We start from the raw sequence: 17,783 nt of genomic DNA, 5'->3' as shown, positions 1-17,783 counted from the left end.
ATCAACAATTCGTCCGACGGTTCTTCGTCCCAGTCCCCACGGGCGCTCAGGACCGTCCACAAGAGAGAGTGTGAGGGTGCTCGTACTCGTCGCTCCCGGCCAAGGCGCTCAGACGCCCGGCTTCCTGACTCCCTGGCTCGATCTTCCCGGCGCCGCCGACCGTGTCGGCGCGTGGTCGGACGCCATCGGGCTGGACCTTGTCCACTACGGCACGAAGGCCGACGCGGAGGAGATCCGCGACACGGCGGTCGCCCAGCCCCTGCTGGTCGCGGCCGGTCTGCTGTCCGCCTCGGCACTCGGTGACAGCGTCGCTCCGGACGCCGTCGCCGGTCACAGCGTCGGCGAGATCACGGCGGCCGCGTTCGCGGGCGTCCTCGACGACACGGCCGCGCTCCGTTTCGTACGGACCCGTGGCCTGGCGATGGCCGAGGCCGCCGCCGTCACGGAGACCGGCATGTCGGCGCTGCTCGGCGGCGACCCCGACGTCTCCGTCGCGCACCTGGAGAAGCTGGGGCTGACCCCGGCCAACGTCAACGGCGCCGGCCAGATCGTCGCCGCCGGCACCATGGAGCAGCTGGCCGCGCTCGACGCGGACAAGCCCGAGGGAGTCCGCCGCGTGGTGGCCCTGAAGGTGGCCGGCGCGTTCCACACGCACCACATGGCACCCGCCGTGGCGAAGCTGGAGGAGGCCGCGCAGGCCCTCTCCCTCTCCGACCCGAAGGTGCCCTACGTCTCCAACAAGGACGGCGAGACCGTCGCCAAGGGTGCCGACGTCGTCACCCGTCTCGTGGGCCAGGTCGCCAATCCGGTCCGCTGGGACCTGTGCATGGAAACGTTCCAGCGGCTCGGCGTGACCGCGCTGGTCGAGGTGTGCCCGGGCGGCACGCTCACCGGTATCGCCAAGCGTGCCCTTCCCGGGGTCAAGACGCTCGCGCTGAAGACCCCCGACGACCTCGACGCGGCCCGTGAGCTCATCGCCGAGCACGCCGGTGCCGACGCCGCAGCCTGACCGGAGCAAGGAGCCGTAGAGCATGGCGAAGATCAAGCCCAGCAAGGGCGCCCCGTACGCGCGCATCATGGGTGTCGGCGGCTACCGTCCCACCCGTGTCGTGCCGAACGAGGTGATCCTCGAGAAGATCGACTCGTCCGACGAGTGGATCCGCTCGCGCTCCGGCATCGCCACGCGGCACTGGGCGTCGCCCGAGGAGACCGTGACCGCGATGTCGGTCGAGGCGGCCGGCAAGGCCATCGCCGAGGCCGGGATCACGGCGCAGCAGGTCGGCGCGGTCGTCGTCGCGACGGTGTCGCACTTCCGGCAGACACCGGCGGTCGCGACCGAGATCGCCGACAAGGTCGGTACGGACAAGGCGGCGGCCTTCGACATCTCGGCGGGCTGCGCGGGCTTCGGCTACGGGCTCACGCTCGCCAAGGGCATGGTCGTCGAGGGCTCGGCCGAGTACGTGCTGGTCATCGGCGTCGAGCGGCTCAGCGACCTGACCGACCTGGAGGACCGTGCGACGGCCTTCCTGTTCGGTGACGGCGCGGGCGCGGTCGTCGTCGGCCCGTCCGACGAGCCGGCCATCGGCCCGACCGTATGGGGCTCCGAGGGCGACAAGTCGGAGACCATCAAGCAGACCGTGCCGTGGACGAACTTCCGCGTCGGCGACGTCGCGCAGCTCCCCGTCGACGAGAACGGCGAGCTGAAGTTCCCGGCCATCACCCAGGAGGGCCAGACGGTCTTCCGCTGGGCCGTCTTCGAGATGGCCAAGGTCGCTCAGCAGGCGCTCGACGCAGCCGGCATCACCGCGGCCGACCTGGACGTCTTCATCCCGCACCAGGCCAACATGCGGATCATCGACTCGATGGTGAAGACGCTGAAGCCGCCGGAGCATGTCACGGTCGCCCGTGACGTGGAGACCACCGGCAACACCTCGGCCGCCTCGATCCCGCTCGCTATGGAGCGGCTTCTGGCGACCGGTCAGGCGAAGAGCGGTGACACCGCGCTCGTCATCGGCTTCGGGGCGGGTCTCGTCTACGCCGCGACGGTCGTTACCCTCCCCTAGGCACCGTACGGATCTTCCGGATTCCGGGCGGAAGCCATCACACCCTCTGAGATACATACCGAAGGAGCGCCACCATGGCCGCCACGCAGGATGAGATCGTCGAAGGCCTCGCCGAGATCGTCAACGAGATCGCCGGCATCCCGACCGAGGACGTCGAGCTCGGCAAGTCCTTCACGGACGACCTGGACGTCGACTCGCTGTCCATGGTCGAGGTCGTCGTCGCCGCCGAGGAGCGCTTCGGCGTGAAGATCCCGGACGAGGACGTCAAGGGCCTCAAGACGGTCGGCGACGCTGCCGACTACATCCTCAAGCACCAGGCCTGATCCGGTTCGCCACCCGGCGGTGGCGCCGTTTTCACGCATACCTCATACACGTGGAGAAAGAATTCCTGTGAGCTCGACCAATCGCACCGTGGTCGTCACCGGTATCGGCGCAACCACACCGCTGGGTGGCGACTCCGCCTCGACCTGGGAAGGTCTGAAGGCGGGCCGTTCCGGCGTCAAGCCCCTGGAGGGCGAACGCTTCGCGGAGCTGTCCGTCCAGATCGCCGCCCCCGTGGCGGTCGACCCGTCCGAGGTCCTGCCGCGGCCGCTGGCCCGCAAGCTGGACCGTTCGGCGCAGTTCGCGGTCATCGCGGCCCGTGAGGCCTGGGCGGACGCCGGTTTCACCGGTCCCGCCGGCGAGGACGAGAAGATCCGCCCCGAGCGCCTGGGCTCCGTCATCGCCTCCGGCATCGGCGGTGTGACGACCCTGCTCGACCAGTACGACGTGCTGAAGGAGAAGGGCGCCCGCCGCGTCTCCCCGCACACCGTGCCCATGCTCATGCCCAACAGCCCCTCCGCCAACGTCGGCCTGGAGGTGAACGCCCAGGCGGGCGTGCACACCCCCGTGTCGGCGTGTGCGTCGGGCGCCGAGGCCATCGGCTACGCCATCGAGATGATCCGCACCGGCCGCGCCGACGTGGTCGTGGCGGGCGGCACCGAGGCGGCCATCCACCCGCTGCCCATCGCGGCGTTCGCCAACATGATGGCGATGTCCAAGAGCAACGACGAGCCCGAGAAGGCGTCGCGCCCGTACGACAAGGGCCGTGACGGCTTCGTGCTGGGCGAGGGCGCCGGTGTGATCGTCCTGGAGTCGGCCGAGCACGCCGCCGCGCGCGGCGCCCGCGTGTACTGTGAGGCGCTGGGCCAGGGCCTGTCCGCCGACAGCCACCACATCGCGCAGCCCGAGCCGACCGGCCGCGGTATCGCCGCCGCCCTGCAGAACCTGCTGGACGCCACGGACCTGAAGCCGTCGGAGGTCGTGCACCTGAACGCCCACGCCACGTCGACCCCGCAGGGTGACGTCGCCGAGGTGAAGGCGCTGCGCAAGGTCCTGGGCGACGACCTGGACCATGTGGCGGTCTCCGCCACCAAGTCGATGACCGGTCACCTGCTGGGCGGCGCCGGCGGCATCGAGACCGTCGCGACGGTCCTGGCGCTGCACCACCGCGTGGCCCCGCCGACCATCAACGTCGACGAGCTGGACGAGGAGGTCGACGCCGACATCGTGCGCGGCGAGCCCCGCGCCCTGCCCGAGGGCACGATCGCGGCGATCAACAACTCGTTCGGCTTCGGCGGCCACAACGTGGTCCTGGCGTTCCGGACGGTCTGACAGGTCCCGTACGACGGAGACGTGTACGGCACCACGACGTATACGGCACATGAGTGAGGCCCCCGCCGCACGGCGGGGGCCTCACTCGTACGCCGGTGGTCACACGACCTGGTGCAGCCAGCGGACCGGGGCTCCCTCGCCGGCGTACCGGAACGGCTCCAGCTCGTCGTCCCAGGGCTTGCCGAGGAGCTTGGCGATCTCGGCCTCCAACTGGGTCTCGCCCTGCGCCGAACGGGCGAGGGCGGCGCGCAGCCGGTCCTCGGGGATCATGATGTCGCCGTGGATGCCGATGACCGCGTGGAAGATGCCCAGCTCGGGCGTGGCGCTGTAGCGCTCGCCCTCGGCGGTGGCGCACGGCTCGGCGGTCACCTCGAAGCGCAGCAGCTGCCAGCCGCGCAGCGCGGAGGCCAGCTTGGAGGCGGTGCCGGGCTGGCCCTGCCAGGAGAACTCCGCTCTCCAGGTGCCCGGTGAGGCCGGCTGGCGGATCCAGTCGAGCTGGACCCTCGTGCCGAGCACGCCCGCGACCGCCCATTCGACGTGCGGGCACAGCGCGCGCGGCGCGGAGTGTACGTACAGGACTCCACGTGTCGTCACCGGGACCTCCAGGGTGGGACGAGGTTCGCCTTTTCCCAGCGGCCTCAGTAAACAGCATCGGGAGAGAAACTCCGCAAAAGGGACAGCTTGTGACGTGATGTAATTTACCGGAGCCGGTCGGCCAGGCGCCTCTGGTTCGACGGGGAAAAGCTACCGTGCGGCGAGTCGCTTGGGATGACGTACGGTCGGTCCCGGGGGCCGTCGACACGAAGCTTTCACTCGCCAGGACGCCGATACGGCAAGGAATTCGGCGGGAACGGGCCGGCGGGAACGGACAGCGGCGGGCAACGGCAAGGGGTACGCGAGTGCGCGGGGTTCGGACGCGGAGCAGCGTCGCGCGGCGGGCGGCGGTCACGCTGGCGGGCGCGGTCCTGGCGGGCTCCGCGGTGCTGGCCGGGTGTGTCGCGTCCCCCGGAAGCAGCAGCGGCCCCGCCGACGGTGAGCGCCGCGCCTCGGCGAGCCCGAGCGCGAGCGCCGCCGGGAGCCAGAGCCCGAGCGCGAGCGTGAGTCCGTCCCCCACGGCACCCGTGTGGAACCCGCGGCCGGCGTCCGTCGCGGCCGTGGGCGACTCCATCACCCGCGGCTTCGACGCCTGCCGCGTGCTCGAGGACTGCCCCGAGGCGTCCTGGGCCACCGGATCCGACGCCCGCGTGAACAGCCTGGCGCTCCGGCTGCTCGGGGCGCCGGCGCTGACGTCGCACAGCTGGAACCTCGCGCGGTCCGGGTCGCGGATGGCGGAGCTGCCCGGACAGATGGCGCGGGCGGCGCGGCACAAGCCCGGCCTGGTCACGGTGATGGTCGGCGCGAACGACGCGTGCCGTCCTTCCGTGGACCTCATGACGCCGGTCGAGGACTTCCGGGCGCATTTCGAGGCGGCGATGGCGGGGCTGCGGAAGGCCTCGCCCACGTCTCAGGTGTACGTGACGAGCGTGCCCGACCTGTGGCGGCTCTGGTCCACGGGCCGGGACCACCCGGTGGGCCGGCAGGTGTGGAAGCTGGGCGTGTGCGCGTCGATGCTGGCCGACGCCGAGGACCTGGGGCCGGCCTCCGAGCGGCGCAGGAGCGCCGTACGGGACCGGGTGGTCGCGTACAACGACGTGCTCCGGGACGTCTGCGCGGCGGACGAGCGCTGCCGGTACGACGGTGGGGCGGTCTTCGACTACCGGTTCGGGGTCGGCCAGTTGAGCCCGTGGGACTGGTTCCATCCGAGCAGGGACGGGCAGGAGCGGCTGGCGGAAATCGCTTACCGCCACGTTACGGCGGAGCGTCCGCCCGCGTAGGCTCAGCGCTCGTGATCACGAAGGTTGAGGAGTGGGGGCGGCTGGCATCCGGTGCGGCGGTGCACCGCTGGACGCTGGAGCGGGCCGGGACGCGGGTGCGGGTCCTGACGTACGGCGGCATCGTGCAGTCGGTCGAGGTCCCGGACCGGGACGGGGCCGTCGCGAACGTCGTGCTGGGCTTCGACAGCCCCGAGGGGTACGAGGCGCGTCCCGAGCCGTACTTCGGGGCGCTCGTCGGGCGGTACGCGAACCGGATCGCGGGCGGGGCGTTCACGCTGGACGGGCGGACGTACCGGCTGGCCCGCAACGGCGGGCCGCACAGCCTGCACGGCGGGGAGCGCGGCTTCGACAAGCACCTGTGGGAGGCCGGCGAGGCGGAGGGCGGCGCCGGGGTACGGCTGTCCCGGGTGAGCCCGGACGGCGAGGAGGGGTTCCCCGGCCGGCTCCAGGTGTCCGCGACGTACTCCCTCGACGAGGAGGGCGCGCTGCGGATCGCGTACGAGGCGGTGACGGACGCGCCGACGGTGGTGTGCCTGACCAACCACACGTACTGGAGCCTCGGCGGGGCGCAGCGGCTGCGGATCGCGGCCGGGCGCTACACGGCGCTGGACGCGACGGGCGTGCCCACCGGGGAGCTCGCCCCGGTCGAGGGCACGCGGCTCGACTTCCGCGCCCTGCGGGAGGCGGGCACGGGCGTCGACCACAACTTCGTCCTGGACGCACCCGGCATGGGCCCGGACGCGCGGCCCGCCGCCGAGCTGTACGCGCCGCTGACGGGACGCCGGGTCGCGGTGTGGACGACGGAGCCGGGGCTCCAGGTGTACGCGCCGGATCACCTGGACGGGGTCGCGCTGGAGACCCAGCACTTCCCCGACTCCCCCAACCGGCCGGAATTCCCGGGGACGGTGCTCCGGCCGGGCGAGGTGTACACGTCGGAGACGCGGTACGGGTTCGGGGTCGCGTGACGCGGTACGGGGTCGGGGACGCGTGACGCGGTACGGGGTCGGGGTCGGGTGAGCCGACGGCGCGATGTCGCGCTGCCCGCCGCGGGGCGTCAGTCGAGTTCCAGGGTGACGCGGCGGCGGAGGTCCGTCAGGGAGCGGCCGACGTGGATGTCGTACACGCCGGGCACGGTCGTCCAGGTGCCCTTCGGCTCGTCCCAGATGTCGAACAGCCGGGGCGCGAGCCGGATCTCCGCGTCCGCGCACCCGCCGGGCTCCGCTTCGACGGTGGCGAACCCCGCGAGCCAGCGGGCGGGGCGCTCGACCAGGTCGGCGCGGGGTGCGACGTACAGCTGGACGACCTCGCGGCCGGGGCGGGTGCCGGTGTTGCGGACGGTGACGCGGGCCGTGGTGGGGGTGACCTCCAGGGAGTCGTACTCCCAGGTCGTGTAGCCGAGGCCGTGGCCGAAGGGGTACGCGGGTGTGGCGCCGGACCGGTCCCAGGCGCGGTAGCCGATGAAGACGCCCTCGGAGTAGGGCAGTTCGCCGTGCTCCGGGGCGACGCGGGTGACGGGCGCGTCCGCGAGGGCGGCCGGCCACGTGGTGGGCAGGCGGCCGCCCGGCTCGTCCGCGCCGAGCAGGACGTCGGCGAGCGCGGCGCCGCCCTCCTGCCCGGGGAACCAGCTGAGCAGCACCGCGGCGACGTCGTCGCGCCACGGCATCTCGACCGGGGCGCCCGCGTTGACGACGACGACCGTGCGCGGATTGGCGGCGGCGACGGCGCGGACGAGGTCGTCCTGGCGGCCGGGGAGCCGCAGGTCGGTGCGGTCGAAGCCCTCGGACTCGACGCGTTCGGTGGTGGCGACCACGACGACCGCGGTGTCGGCGGCGCGGGCGGCTTCGGCCGCCTCGGTGATCAGCTCGTCGGGGTCGCGGAGCGGCGGGCGGTGCAGGAGCGAGTGGACGACGGCGGGAACCGGCATGGGCCGATCGTGGTCGAGGGTGTGACGGAGGGACACCTCGACGGGGACGCCCTCGGCGAGGATGACCGTGCCGCGTTCCATGGGGGTTCCGATGAACGCCTCGAACAGATCGCTCTCGGTGCCCATCTCCTGGACGCCGTCGTACAGGGTACGTCCGGCGACGGTGAGCGTGAAGGCACCGATGCCGCGCGTGCCGAAGCAGTGGGCGCCGCTGTCGCGCGGGGTGAAGGTGCCGGTGATCTCGACGCTGTGCAGGGTCGCGTGGGTGGCGCCGGCGGGCAGGCCGTTGTCGCCGATCCACTTGATCTCACCGGTGGGCAGCGGGGTGTCCGCGAGGACGGCGCCGGACGCGTCGCGGCAGACCGCGCGGAGGGCGAAGCCGGGGCCGGCGGGGGCGGGTTCGTCGCTCGGCTCGGCGCCGACGGCGTAGGTGAGGGCCGCGCCGTCGGGCAGGGCGGCCGTGAGTCCGTCGAGCGGCGAGACGGTACGGGTGGGGAACACGTGCGCGGAGCCGCCGCCGAGGACGCGGGCGTCGCGGGCGGCCGCGCCGATCAGGGCGATACGGCGGCCGGGGGCGGGGGCGGGGCCAGGGGCGGGGCCGGGGGCGGGGCCGGGGCCGGGGTCGAGGGGCAGGACGTCGTGCTCGTTCCGTACGAGGACGAAGGAGCGGCGGGCGATCTCACGGGCGAGCGCTTCGCCGTCGAGGGGTTCGGGGGGCTGGTGGGTGCCGGCTGGTGCGGGCGCCTCAGAAGTCGCGGGGCCAGAAGTCGGCGCGTCAGAAGTCGGCGCGTCAGCGGCCGGCGTCTCCGGGGCCGCAGCCCCCGAGGGCGCTCCTTCCAGCGCGCCGACGCGTGCCGCGAGGCGCAGGACGTTGCGTACGGCCGCGTCGACCAGGCCCTCGTCGAGCTCCCCCGCCCGTACGGCGGCGGCGAGCGCCTCCCCGTACACGGTCCGCGGCCCCGGCATGGCCACGTCGAGGCCGCCGCGCAGCGCGCCCGTGGTCGAACGGGCGGCGAACCAGTCGGAGACCGTGAACCCGTCGAACCCCCACTCGCCGCGCAGCACCTCGGTCTGGAGCCGGCGGTGCTCGGTCATGGTGACGCCGTTGACCCTGTTGTACGCGGCCATGACACCCCACGGGCGGGCGTCGCGCACGATCGCCTCGAACGGGGCCAGGTACAGCTCGCGCAGCGGGCGCGGCGCGATGACGTTGTCGACCGTGAACCGGTCGGTCTCGGCGTCGTTCGCGACGAAGTGCTTGACCGTGGCGGCGACGCCGCCTTCCTGGACGCCGCGCACATAGCCGGTGCCGATCGCGCCGGTCAGGTACGGGTCCTCGCTGTACGCCTCGAAGTGGCGGCCGCCCAGGGGCGAGCGGTGCAGGTTCACGGTGGGTGCGAGGAGGACGTGGACACCCTTGCGGCGGGCCTCCTGCGCGAGGAGACGTCCGGCGCGGCGGGCGAGCTCGGGGTCCCAGGTCGCGGCGAGCGCGGTGGGCGACGGGAGGGTGACGGACGGGTCGTCGGGTGTCCAGCGCACGCCCCGGACGCCGACGGGGCCGTCGGACATCACGAGGGACGCCAGGCCGATCTCGGGAACGGCCGGAAGGGTCCACATGTCCTGGCCGGCGAGGAGCCGTGCCTTGGTGTCCAGGTCGAGCGCGCCCAGCGCCGCCTCCACCACCTTGTCGGCCGTCGTCATGGGCCGCACCTCCCTGTCCGCGGTCGCCGTGCGTCCGCCCATGGTGAACCGGGAACCTGGCAGGCGGTAGGTGTCGTTATCCTCTCGTAATCCAGTGCCTCCGCTCATGCCGTACGGTCCTGAGGCAGGAGCGACGGGAGGACGTAGGGGATGTCGGCTGCCAGGTCCAGACCCAGGAGCGAGGAGCGGCGCGCGGACATCCTGCGCGCCGCCTTCGAGGTGATCGCCGAGCGCGGCTACCGGGGCGCGTCGCTCACGGCGGTGGCGGAGCGGGCCGGGCTCACGCAGCAGGGGCTGCTGCACCACTACCCCAGCAAGGAGGCGCTGCTCGTCGCGGTCCTGGAGGAGCGGGACCAGTGGGACACGGGCGGCGCCGGGCCGGACGGGCGGGAGGGCTGGCGGCTGGATCTGCTGGCCTCGCTCGTCGAGTACAACGCCATGCGGCCGGGCATCGTGCAGACGTTCTCGGCGCTGCTCGGCGAGAGCGTCACGGACGAGCACCCCGCGCGGGACTTCTTCACGCGGCGGTACACGCAGGTGCGGGGCGACATGGCGGCGATCCTGCGCACCGAGTTCGGTGACCGGCTCCCCGGCGGGCTCACACCGGAGCGCGCGGCTCCACTGCTCGTCGCGGTGCTGGACGGGCTGCAGTACCAGTGGCTGCTTGACCCCGAGGCGGTGGACATGACGGCGGCGTTCCGGGACTTCATGGGGCTGTTGGGGGCGGTTGGCGCGAAGTAGCGGTCCGGTGGCGGGAGTTATGGGAGCGCCGCGATACTGCCCGGGCCATGACCCGTTCCGGCGAAAGGTCCCCTGTGCCACGGATACGCCGCACCCGCTCCCTCGCTCTCGCCCCCTCCCTCGGTCGCGCCCTCACGCTCGCCCTCGCGCTCACGGCGGTCGTCGCCGCGCCGGCCTTCGGCGGAGCACCGGCCTCCGCCGCGACCGGCTCCCCCGCCACTGGCTCCCCGGCCTCCGCCGCCACCGCCGACGCCCCCGCCACCGCCACCGCCGACGCCCCCGCCTCCGCCTCCGCCGCCTCCCGAGTCTCTGCCGCCTCCGCCGTTCCGACCGTCGAGGAGGCCCGCCTCGACCGGGCCGTCCCGCAGGAGATCCTGCGCCGCAGCGGATTCGACACCGCAGCGCCCCGGTTCGCGGCCTCTCTGAAGCGCGCGGGATCGTCCGCGGCGGCCGAGCGGGCCGTCGTAAGGCACGGCGGGGCGCTGTGGCGGCGGGCCGTGGACCGGGCGCAGGGCAGGGGGCCGGCGCGTGGCGACCTGGCCAGGGACGACGACCGGCCGCTGTACTGGGCGCGGCTCGCCATGACCCGTGAACTACGCGTCTGGCAGCCGGGCTTCGGCCTGTCGGCGGGGGCGCGGGCGCGGCTGCTCGACCGGCTGGAGTCGGCGTCGCGCGGCCAGGACTCGATCCGCTTCCCGGCGGGCCGCGGCGTCAAGCGCGTGATGATGACCGGGTTCGACCCGTTCACGCTGGACCGGGACATCCGGATCAGCAACCCGTCCGGCGTGGCCGCGCTGGCCCTGGACGGCACGCTGATCCGTACGGCGGACGGCTCGTGGGCGCGGGTCGAGGCGGTCGTGTTCCCGGTGCGCTGGCGGGATTTCGCCGACGGCACCGTGGAGCGGACGCTGCGCCGGCAGCTGCCGCGCGTCGACCTGTTCACGACGGTGAGCCAGGGGCGGGTCGGCCGCTTCGACATCGAGCGGTTCAACGGGGCCTGGCGGGGCGGCTTCCCGGACAACGAGAACGTCTCGTCGACCGGGACCGTGCCGGTCGACGACCCGGCCGGGCAGCCGCAGTGGACCGCGACGAGCCTGCCGTACGCGGCGATCGTGACGGCGGAGACGGGGCCGTTCCCGGTGTACGACAACACGCGGGTCACCGAGGTCCCGGCGGGCGGCACGGCCCCGGTCGTCCGGCCCGAGGGGCCGACACCCGGCTCGACGGCCCGCGCGGGCGGCGGCGGTGACTACCTGTCGAACGAGATCGCCTACCGCGCGACGCTGCTGCGCGACCGGCTGGGCCTGCGCGACCTGCCGGGCGGGCATGTGCACACGCCGGTGCTGCGGTTCGGCGACGGCAACGCGGAGGCGGTGCAGGACCCGGAGTTCCTGCGGAACCGGGCGGCGATCACGGCTCAGGTCCGGTCGGTCATCGCGGTCGCCGCGGGGCCCGCGGGCACCCCGAGCTGACGTCCGCGTCACGCCGAGCTGACACCAGGATCACGCCGAGCTGTCGCCCGGGATCACGCCGAGCTGACGCGGGTCACGCCGAGCTGACGCCCAGCGTCACCCCGAGCCCGACCAGCGTCCCGCCGATGACCCTGTTCAGGGCCTTCTGGGCGCGCAGCATCGCGGCCCGCAGCCGGCTGTGCGAGAAGAACAGGGCCACGGCCCCGAACCAGGCCAGGTGGGCGAACGACATGAACAGGCCATAGCCGAGCTGCTGCCACAGCACGGTGTCGGGGCCCACCACCTGCGTGTAGGTGGAGACGACGAACAGGGTGGTCTTCGGGTTGAGGACGTTGGTGAGGAAGCCGGTGCGCAGCGCACCCCACCGGGTCAGCTCCGTCCGCGCCTCCAGGTCGACGGTGAGGTCCGCGCGGGCGAAGAACGTCCGCAGGCCGATGTACACGAGGTACGCCGCGCCCGCTAGCTTGATCGCCGTGAACAGCGCCGTGTTCGCGGCGATCAGCAGGCCCACGCCGAGCATCGTGTACGCGACGTGGACGAGGACGCCGGCGGCGACGCCCGCCGCGGAGAGCAGCCCGGTCGCCCTGCCGTACGCGTAACTGCCGCGTACGACCATCGCGAAGTCCGCGCCGGGGCTGATGACGGCGAGGACGGTGATGACGGCGACGGCGATCACTTCGGTCATCCGCCCATGCTCACCGGCGCCGCGCGCACATGACAAGCGATAATCCCGTCGTGATCACGCTTGCAGCCGCGCAGTTCAGCGCCGTGCCCGGTGACATCGGGGCCAATGTCCGCACGATGGCCGGGATGGTCCGCGCCGCGGAGGGGGCGCAGGTGGTCGTCTTCCCCGAACTGGCGCTGACCGGGTACGAACCGGAGCTCATCGCGCGGGACCCGAGCCTGTGGATCGGCGCCGACGACGCGCGGCTCGCGGCGGTGCGGGACGCCTGCCGTGCCGTCGGTGCCGCAGCCGTCGTCAACGGGCCCGCGCCCGCCGTGGGTTCCGGCGAGCGGCGGCCGGCCATCACCTCGTACGTGATCGGTCCGGACGGGACGACGCTCACGCGGTACGACAAGCAGCATCTGTACGAGACCGAGCGCGACGTCTTCGTGGCGGGCACGGGCGACGGGCGGTTCACGCTGGACGGGCACCGGTTCGCCCTCGCCACCTGCTTCGACAACCACTTCCCGGAACTGGGCGGGCGCGCGGTGGCGGACGGCCGCCGGGTGTACCTGGCGAGTTCGCTGTACGGGACGGGCGACGGCGTACGGGAGCGGGCGACGGTGTACCCGGCGATCGCCCGGCGCAACGGGCTGTACGTCGTGCTCGCCAACCACGTGGGCCCAGCGGGGCCGTGGACCGGGTGCGGGCGCAGCGCGGTGTGGGGGCCGGACGGCGCGCTGCTGGCGGAGGCGGACGCGACGGCGCCGGGCCTGGTGCGCGCGCGGATCGGCGTCGGCTGACGGTCCGCCTCCCGGTCCTTCAGTCCTTGCGGAAGCTGTAGGGCTCCGAGTCGGGCCGCTTCTGCGGGGTCCCGGGCTCCGAGGCCCCGGAGTCCGAGGCCCCGGAGTGCGGGGCCCCGGAGTGCGAGGCCTCGGAGTCATCGGCGTCCGGGGCGAGTTCGCGGGCCATCAGGGTCGCGCCCGCGACGGCGCCCGGCATGAGGAAGACCGCGACGAACGGCACGAGGTACGCGAGCGTCAGCGGAACGCCGAAGCCCAGGACCAGCAGGCGGCGGCCGCGCAGCAGTTCCAGGCGCTTCTTGAGGTCGACGCGGCGGCGCTGGAGGGCGACGGCGGTGAGCTCTTCGGTGAGGAAGAACCCGGAGACGCAGACGCCGATCACGGGGACGACGGTCTGGCCGACGACCGGCAGGAAGCCGAGGGCGAACAGCAGGATGCCGTAGAACACCACGCGCAGCAGGATGCGCAGGCTGTCGCGGGCGGAGATCCACAGCTCGCGCCAGTACGGCAGCCCGGACGTCGGGACCTTGCCGCCCTCGGTGCGGTCGACCTCCTCGGACAGCGACTCGTAGAAGGGCTGGCCGATGAGCAGGGTGACAGCGGTGAAGGTGATCACGGCCAGGAACAGGCCGAGTGCGAAGACCAGCGCCGTGAGGAAGCCGCGGAACAGGCCCTGCCACGGCGACGACCAGTCGTCGGCGAACGGCGTCGCCCACGCCGTCAGGTCGTCGGCGCCGTAGGCGAGGCCGACCAGGGCACCGGCGTACAGGACGAGGGTGACGAGGCCGGGCAGCAGCCCGAATCCGTACCAGCGGCCGTGGCGGCCGACCCAACGCTGTCCCCGTACCAGATAGCCGAATCCCGTGCCAAGATCACGCATGGGGTCACCCTATCGGGGTGCTCGCCTGGGCTCAGGGCCGCCACCATCGGCCTGGAGAGGGAGGGACACGCATGACTGACATACCGAACACCGTACGAGGTGTCGTAGCCGACGGGTACGAGGAGGTGCGGGACGTGTTCGCCGCCGTCGTGGCGCAGGAGCGGCCCGACTACGCGGGGCAGCTCGCGGCGTACGTGCGGGGGCGGAAGGTCGTCGACCTGTGGGCGGGACCGGACCGCGCCGACGGCCCCGACGACGGGGAGGGCGTGGACGGTGACGCGCTCTTCGGGGTCTTCTCGTCCACGAAGGGCGCCGCGCACCTGGTGGTGGCGCTGCTCGTACAGGAGGGCGTCCTGGACCTGGACCGCGAGGTGGCGTCCTACTGGCCCGCGTTCGCGGCGGGCGGCAAGGGCGGGGTCACGCTGCGGCAGTTGCTGGCCCACCAGGCGGGCGTCGTGGGCACCGACAGCGGGTTCACGCCCGACGAGGTGGCCGACGACCGGCTGATCGCCGAACGCGCGGCGGCCCAGCGGCCCTACTGGCGGCCCGGCACGGCCTTCGGCTACCACGCCCTGACCATCGGGGCGCTGACCGGCGAGGTGGTACTCCGGGCGACCGGGCAGACCCTGCACGAGGTGTACGAGGAGCGGATCCGCGCCCCGTACGGGCTCGGCTTCTTCCTGGGGCTGCCGCAGGAGCACGAGCCGCGTTTCCGCTCCCTGCTGCCGATGGACCCGACGCCCGCGCAGCGTGCCGTGCTCGACGCCTCACCGGACGGGCCGCACACACTGGCCGCGATCGCCTTCAACCACCACACCCCGCACCCGACCGACCTGGAGTCCCTGCCGAACTCCCGGCTGGTCCGCGCCAAGGGCCCCGCCTCCGTGGGCGGCGTGGCCTCGGCCCGGGGCCTCGCCGGGATGTACGCGGCGGCGATCGGCGTGCTCGACGGGCGGCCGCCACTGCTGAAGGACGACACGGCCGCCGAGTTCGGGCAGATCCACTCGCACGGCTTCGACGTGGTGGCCCGCGCCCACAAGTCGTTCGCGCTCGGCTTCCAGGACCCGACGCTGCCGTACCCGTGGCTGGGCGCGGGGTCCTTCGGGCACAGCGGGGCGGGCGGCTCGCAGGCCTTCGCGGACCCGCGAGCGGGCCTCGCGTACGGCTACACCCGCCGCCGGTTCGCGTTCCCGGGCGGGGCGGCGCCGGAGAACGACCGCCTGGTGGCGGCGGTGCACCGCGCGGCGACCCGCTGACGAGCGGTCCGTGGCGGCGGCCCGCCGACGGGCGGCTCGCCGCCACGGACTGCTGCTGCCGCCGTACGGCGAAGGGCCGCGCCCCTGCGGGTGCGGCCCTTGCCCGGTGCGTGCAGGTCTGTCACTCGCGCGTCAGACGGCGAGCTCCACCGTGATGTTGCCGCGGGTGGCCTTGGAGTACGGGCACACCTGGTGGGCCTTCTCGATGAGCTCCTTGGCGGTGGCGGCGCTCACGTTCGGGATCTTCGCGGAGATCTTGACGATGATGCCGAAGCCCTCGGAGTTCTTGCCGATACCGACCTCGGCGGTGACCGTGGAACCGGAGATGTCGGCGCCCTCCTGGCGGGCGACGACGCCGAGCGCGCCCTGGAAGCAGGCGCTGTAGCCGGCCGCGAACAGCTGCTCCGGGTTGGTGCCCTCCCCGGAGCCGCCCATCTCCTTGGGCGGGTTCACGACCACGTCGAGCTTGCCGTCGTCGGTGGCGACGCGACCGTCACGCCCGTTCTCGGCGGTGGCGACAGCGGTGTACAGGACGTCGGACTGCTGTATGGACATGTAAGAGGTTTCCTCCTGTGTTGTCGCCGCGACTCGCGCCCACGATCGCGACGGCCTGGAGGGAGCCTAGCGGGTGAGGGAGACGATCATCTTTCCGGTGTTCTCACCGCGGAGCATGCCGAGGAACGCCTCGACGCCGTTCTCCACGCCCTCGACGAACGTCTCGTTGTACTTGAGTTCGCCCGTGGCCAGCCAGCCGGCGACGTCCTTGACGAACTGCGGCTGGAGGGCGGCGTGGTCGCGGACCATCATGCCCTGCACCCGCAGCCGCTTGCCGATGATCATGGCCATGTTGCGCGGGCCGGGCGCGGGCTCCGTGTCGTTGTAGCCGGCGATCATGCCGCAGACGGTGATGCGGCCGTGCACGTTCATCCGGGATATCGCGGCCTCCAGGTGGTCGCCGCCCACGTTGTCGAAGTACACGTCGATGCCGTCGGGTGCCGCCGCCTTGAGCTGCTCGGCGACCGGGCCGTTCTTGTAGTTGAAGGCGGCGTCGAAGCCGTACTCCTCGACCAGGAGCTTCACCTTCTCGTCCGAACCCGCCGAGCCGATGACGCGCGAGGCACCGCGGAGCTTGGCGAGCTGGCCGACCTGGCTTCCGACGGCGCCGGCCGCGCCGGAGACGAACACGGCGTCGCCCTCCTTGAACGAGGCCGTCTCGAAGAGGCCCGCGTAGGCCGTCAGACCGGTCATGCCGAGCACGCCGAGGTACGCGGAGAGGGGGGCGAGGGAGCCGTCGACCTTGGCGGCGTGCCCGGCCTCCAGCTCGGCGTACTCGCGCCAGCCGAGACCGTGCAGGACGTGGTCGCCGACCGCGAAGCCCTCGGCGTTCGACGCGATGACCTCGCCGACCGCGCCGCCGTCCATCGGCTGGTCCAGCTGGAACGGCGCGACGTAGGACTTCACGTCGTTCATCCGGCCGCGCATGTACGGGTCGACCGAGAAGTGCAGGTTCCGTACGAGGATGCGGCCCTCGCCGGGGGCGGCGACGGGCACCTCGCGCAGCGCGAAGTCCTCCGGCTTCGGCCAGCCGTGCGGACGGGCGACGAGGTGCCATTCACGGCCGGACGTGGGGAGTGCCTCGGAGAGTGCGGACATGCTGCGGTGCCTCCTAGAGATGTTTCATGACCTGAAACAACCATGCTCCTGGATATTTCAGGTTGTCAAGTAAAGGGGTAGGGTTGTGGGCATGCCCAGCACACGCACCGACCCGCTCACCCTTGAGGTCGTGGAACTCATCGGCACCGTCGTGGCCCGCTACCACGAGGAGTACGAGCAGGCCGCCGCACAGCACTCGCTGACCGGCGCCCAGGCGCGGGTCCTGAGCCTGCTCGCGCTGGAACCCCTGCCCATGCGGCGCATCGCCCGTTCGCTGCGCTGCGAGCCGTCCAACGTGACGGGCATCGTGGACCGCCTGGAGGCACGCGGCCTGGTGGAGCGGCGCCCCGACCCGGCGGACCGCCGCGTCAAGCTGGCCGCGCCGACGCAGGACGGCCGGGACACGGCCCGGCGACTGAGGGACGCACTGGACTTCGCGCGCGAACCGCTGGCCGGCCTGTCGGTGGCCGAGCGGTCCCTGCTGCGGGACCTGCTGCGCCGCATGCTGGGCGACGACGCGGCCTGAGAGGCGGCGGCGCACCCGTCAGAAGCACCACCAGAGCCACTGCGTGCACGTCTCGCTGGGCGACGGCGCGGGCGACGGCTCCGCCGGGGGCTCCGGGTCCGGGTCGGGGTCGTCGATCGGGGGTGAGGGCGTGGCCGACGAGGACGGCGAGGCGCCCGGTGTACCGCTCGCGCCGCCGGAACCCGGCTCGTCGTCGCCCGGGTCCGCGCCGCCGGTCCCTGCGCCGCCGGCGGAGCCGGGACCGGGGCCTGAACCCGTGCCGTCGCCGGACGCCGAGACCGCGGGGCCCGGCGCGCCGGACGCGTCACCGCCGCTGCCGCCCTGGGCGTCACCGCCCTCGCCCTTGCCGCCGTCGGCGCCGTCCGGGTCGCCGGTGTCCGAGGCGGACGGGTCGGGTGACGGTTCCGCCGCGGAGGCGGACGCGTCGACCTTGTCCGGATCCTCGGGCTGACCCGCGCTGCCCGACGGCTCGGGCAGCGGCTCCGGGTCGGCCACGTCGTCCTGCCGTACCGCGGTCGCCGCGCGGTCGTCGGTGGGCATGTGCTCCATCGCGAGCTCGGCCAGGCTCAGGGC

Annotated in this window: 18 protein-coding genes; 11 read left to right on the top strand and 7 right to left on the bottom strand. The window is 73.1% G+C overall.

The features are described from left to right. Positions 1-76 precede the first annotated feature (76 nt). The 4 genes from HTZ82_RS10980 to fabF all read left to right on the top strand — a co-directional run bounded on the left by HTZ82_RS10980 (position 77) and on the right by fabF (position 3,716). Positions 77-1,009, top strand: coding sequence for an ACP S-malonyltransferase (locus tag HTZ82_RS10980; RefSeq protein ID WP_175409147.1), 933 nt, complete (start codon positions 77-79; stop codon positions 1,007-1,009). 22 nt (positions 1,010-1,031) lie between these two features. Then, positions 1,032-2,063, top strand: coding sequence for a ketoacyl-ACP synthase III (locus HTZ82_RS10975; RefSeq protein WP_175409146.1), 1,032 nt, complete (start codon positions 1,032-1,034; stop codon positions 2,061-2,063). Positions 2,064-2,137: 74 nt separating this feature from the next. Beyond that, on the top strand, positions 2,138-2,386 hold the full coding sequence (locus HTZ82_RS10970) for an acyl carrier protein (protein WP_175409145.1): 249 nt from the start codon (positions 2,138-2,140) through the stop codon (positions 2,384-2,386). A gap of 67 nt (positions 2,387-2,453) precedes the next feature. Continuing rightward, positions 2,454-3,716 carry a beta-ketoacyl-ACP synthase II gene (gene fabF / locus HTZ82_RS10965; RefSeq protein WP_175409144.1) on the top strand — a complete coding sequence of 421 codons (1,263 nt, stop codon included), beginning with the start codon at positions 2,454-2,456 and terminating at the stop codon, positions 3,714-3,716. A gap of 99 nt (positions 3,717-3,815) precedes the next feature. Here fabF and HTZ82_RS10960 read toward each other — a convergent pair whose 3' ends face one another. Next, a complete protein-coding gene (locus tag HTZ82_RS10960) occupies positions 3,816-4,310 on the bottom strand; it encodes a DUF3145 domain-containing protein (protein WP_175409143.1) in 495 nt (164 codons plus the stop codon). 305 nt (positions 4,311-4,615) lie between these two features. On the opposite strand from HTZ82_RS10960, the gene HTZ82_RS10955 reads away from it, so the two are divergent. After that, positions 4,616-5,590, top strand: coding sequence for an SGNH/GDSL hydrolase family protein (locus HTZ82_RS10955; RefSeq protein ID WP_309235413.1), 975 nt, complete (start codon positions 4,616-4,618; stop codon positions 5,588-5,590). An 11-nt stretch (positions 5,591-5,601) separates the two neighbouring features. Next, positions 5,602-6,555, top strand: a complete 954-nt coding sequence (locus HTZ82_RS10950) for an aldose epimerase family protein (protein ID WP_175409142.1) — start codon at positions 5,602-5,604, stop codon at positions 6,553-6,555. Between the two features lie 89 nt (positions 6,556-6,644). Here HTZ82_RS10950 and HTZ82_RS10945 read toward each other — a convergent pair whose 3' ends face one another. Continuing rightward, entirely contained in the window at positions 6,645-9,215 is a 2,571-nt protein-coding gene (locus HTZ82_RS10945) for a beta-glucosidase (protein WP_175409141.1), read from the bottom strand. Positions 9,216-9,365: 150 nt separating this feature from the next. On the opposite strand from HTZ82_RS10945, the gene HTZ82_RS10940 reads away from it, so the two are divergent. Both HTZ82_RS10940 and HTZ82_RS10935 read left to right on the top strand, forming a co-directional pair. Beyond that, positions 9,366-9,956 (top strand): TetR/AcrR family transcriptional regulator, encoded by a 591-nt coding sequence (locus HTZ82_RS10940; protein WP_175409140.1) that lies wholly within the window; start codon positions 9,366-9,368, stop codon positions 9,954-9,956. Between the two features lie 74 nt (positions 9,957-10,030). Next, positions 10,031-11,428 (top strand): pyroglutamyl peptidase, encoded by a 1,398-nt coding sequence (locus tag HTZ82_RS10935; protein ID WP_309235412.1) that lies wholly within the window; start codon positions 10,031-10,033, stop codon positions 11,426-11,428. Positions 11,429-11,501: 73 nt separating this feature from the next. Here the strand turns inward: HTZ82_RS10935 and HTZ82_RS10930 are convergent, their stop codons facing one another. Then, positions 11,502-12,113: a LysE family transporter gene (locus HTZ82_RS10930; RefSeq protein ID WP_175409139.1), complete on the bottom strand. Its 612-nt coding sequence runs from the start codon at positions 12,111-12,113 to the stop codon at positions 11,502-11,504. Between the two features lie 53 nt (positions 12,114-12,166). Between HTZ82_RS10930 and HTZ82_RS10925 the strand changes: the two genes are divergently transcribed. Further along, positions 12,167-12,895 carry a carbon-nitrogen hydrolase family protein gene (locus HTZ82_RS10925; RefSeq protein WP_175409166.1) on the top strand — a complete coding sequence of 243 codons (729 nt, stop codon included), beginning with the start codon at positions 12,167-12,169 and terminating at the stop codon, positions 12,893-12,895. 19 nt (positions 12,896-12,914) lie between these two features. On the opposite strand, the gene HTZ82_RS10920 is transcribed toward HTZ82_RS10925, so the two are convergent. Further along, positions 12,915-13,775 (bottom strand): EI24 domain-containing protein, encoded by an 861-nt coding sequence (locus HTZ82_RS10920; RefSeq protein ID WP_175409138.1) that lies wholly within the window; start codon positions 13,773-13,775, stop codon positions 12,915-12,917. A gap of 71 nt (positions 13,776-13,846) precedes the next feature. Here HTZ82_RS10920 and HTZ82_RS10915 point away from each other — a divergent pair, with 71 nt between their 5' ends. Beyond that, positions 13,847-15,031 (top strand): serine hydrolase domain-containing protein, encoded by a 1,185-nt coding sequence (locus HTZ82_RS10915; RefSeq protein ID WP_175409137.1) that lies wholly within the window; start codon positions 13,847-13,849, stop codon positions 15,029-15,031. Between the two features lie 132 nt (positions 15,032-15,163). On the opposite strand, the gene HTZ82_RS10910 is transcribed toward HTZ82_RS10915, so the two are convergent. Beyond that, positions 15,164-15,586, bottom strand: coding sequence for an organic hydroperoxide resistance protein (locus HTZ82_RS10910; RefSeq protein ID WP_175409136.1), 423 nt, complete (start codon positions 15,584-15,586; stop codon positions 15,164-15,166). Between the two features lie 66 nt (positions 15,587-15,652). Continuing rightward, entirely contained in the window at positions 15,653-16,684 is a 1,032-nt protein-coding gene (locus HTZ82_RS10905) for an NADP-dependent oxidoreductase (protein ID WP_175409135.1), read from the bottom strand. Between the two features lie 91 nt (positions 16,685-16,775). Here HTZ82_RS10905 and HTZ82_RS10900 point away from each other — a divergent pair, with 91 nt between their 5' ends. Further along, a complete protein-coding gene (locus HTZ82_RS10900; protein WP_175409134.1) occupies positions 16,776-17,210 on the top strand; it encodes a MarR family winged helix-turn-helix transcriptional regulator in 435 nt (144 codons plus the stop codon). A gap of 18 nt (positions 17,211-17,228) precedes the next feature. Here the strand turns inward: HTZ82_RS10900 and HTZ82_RS10895 are convergent. Further along, the coding region (locus tag HTZ82_RS10895) for a hypothetical protein (protein WP_175409133.1) at positions 17,229-17,783 on the bottom strand (555 nt) is incomplete at its 5' end.

Source organism: Streptomyces sp. TRM64462, assembly GCF_013362995.1.
Classification (GTDB): domain Bacteria; phylum Actinomycetota; class Actinomycetes; order Streptomycetales; family Streptomycetaceae; genus Streptomyces.
The sequence above is the reverse complement of the archived record's forward strand: the minus strand, read 5'-3'. Positions and strand labels throughout refer to the sequence as shown.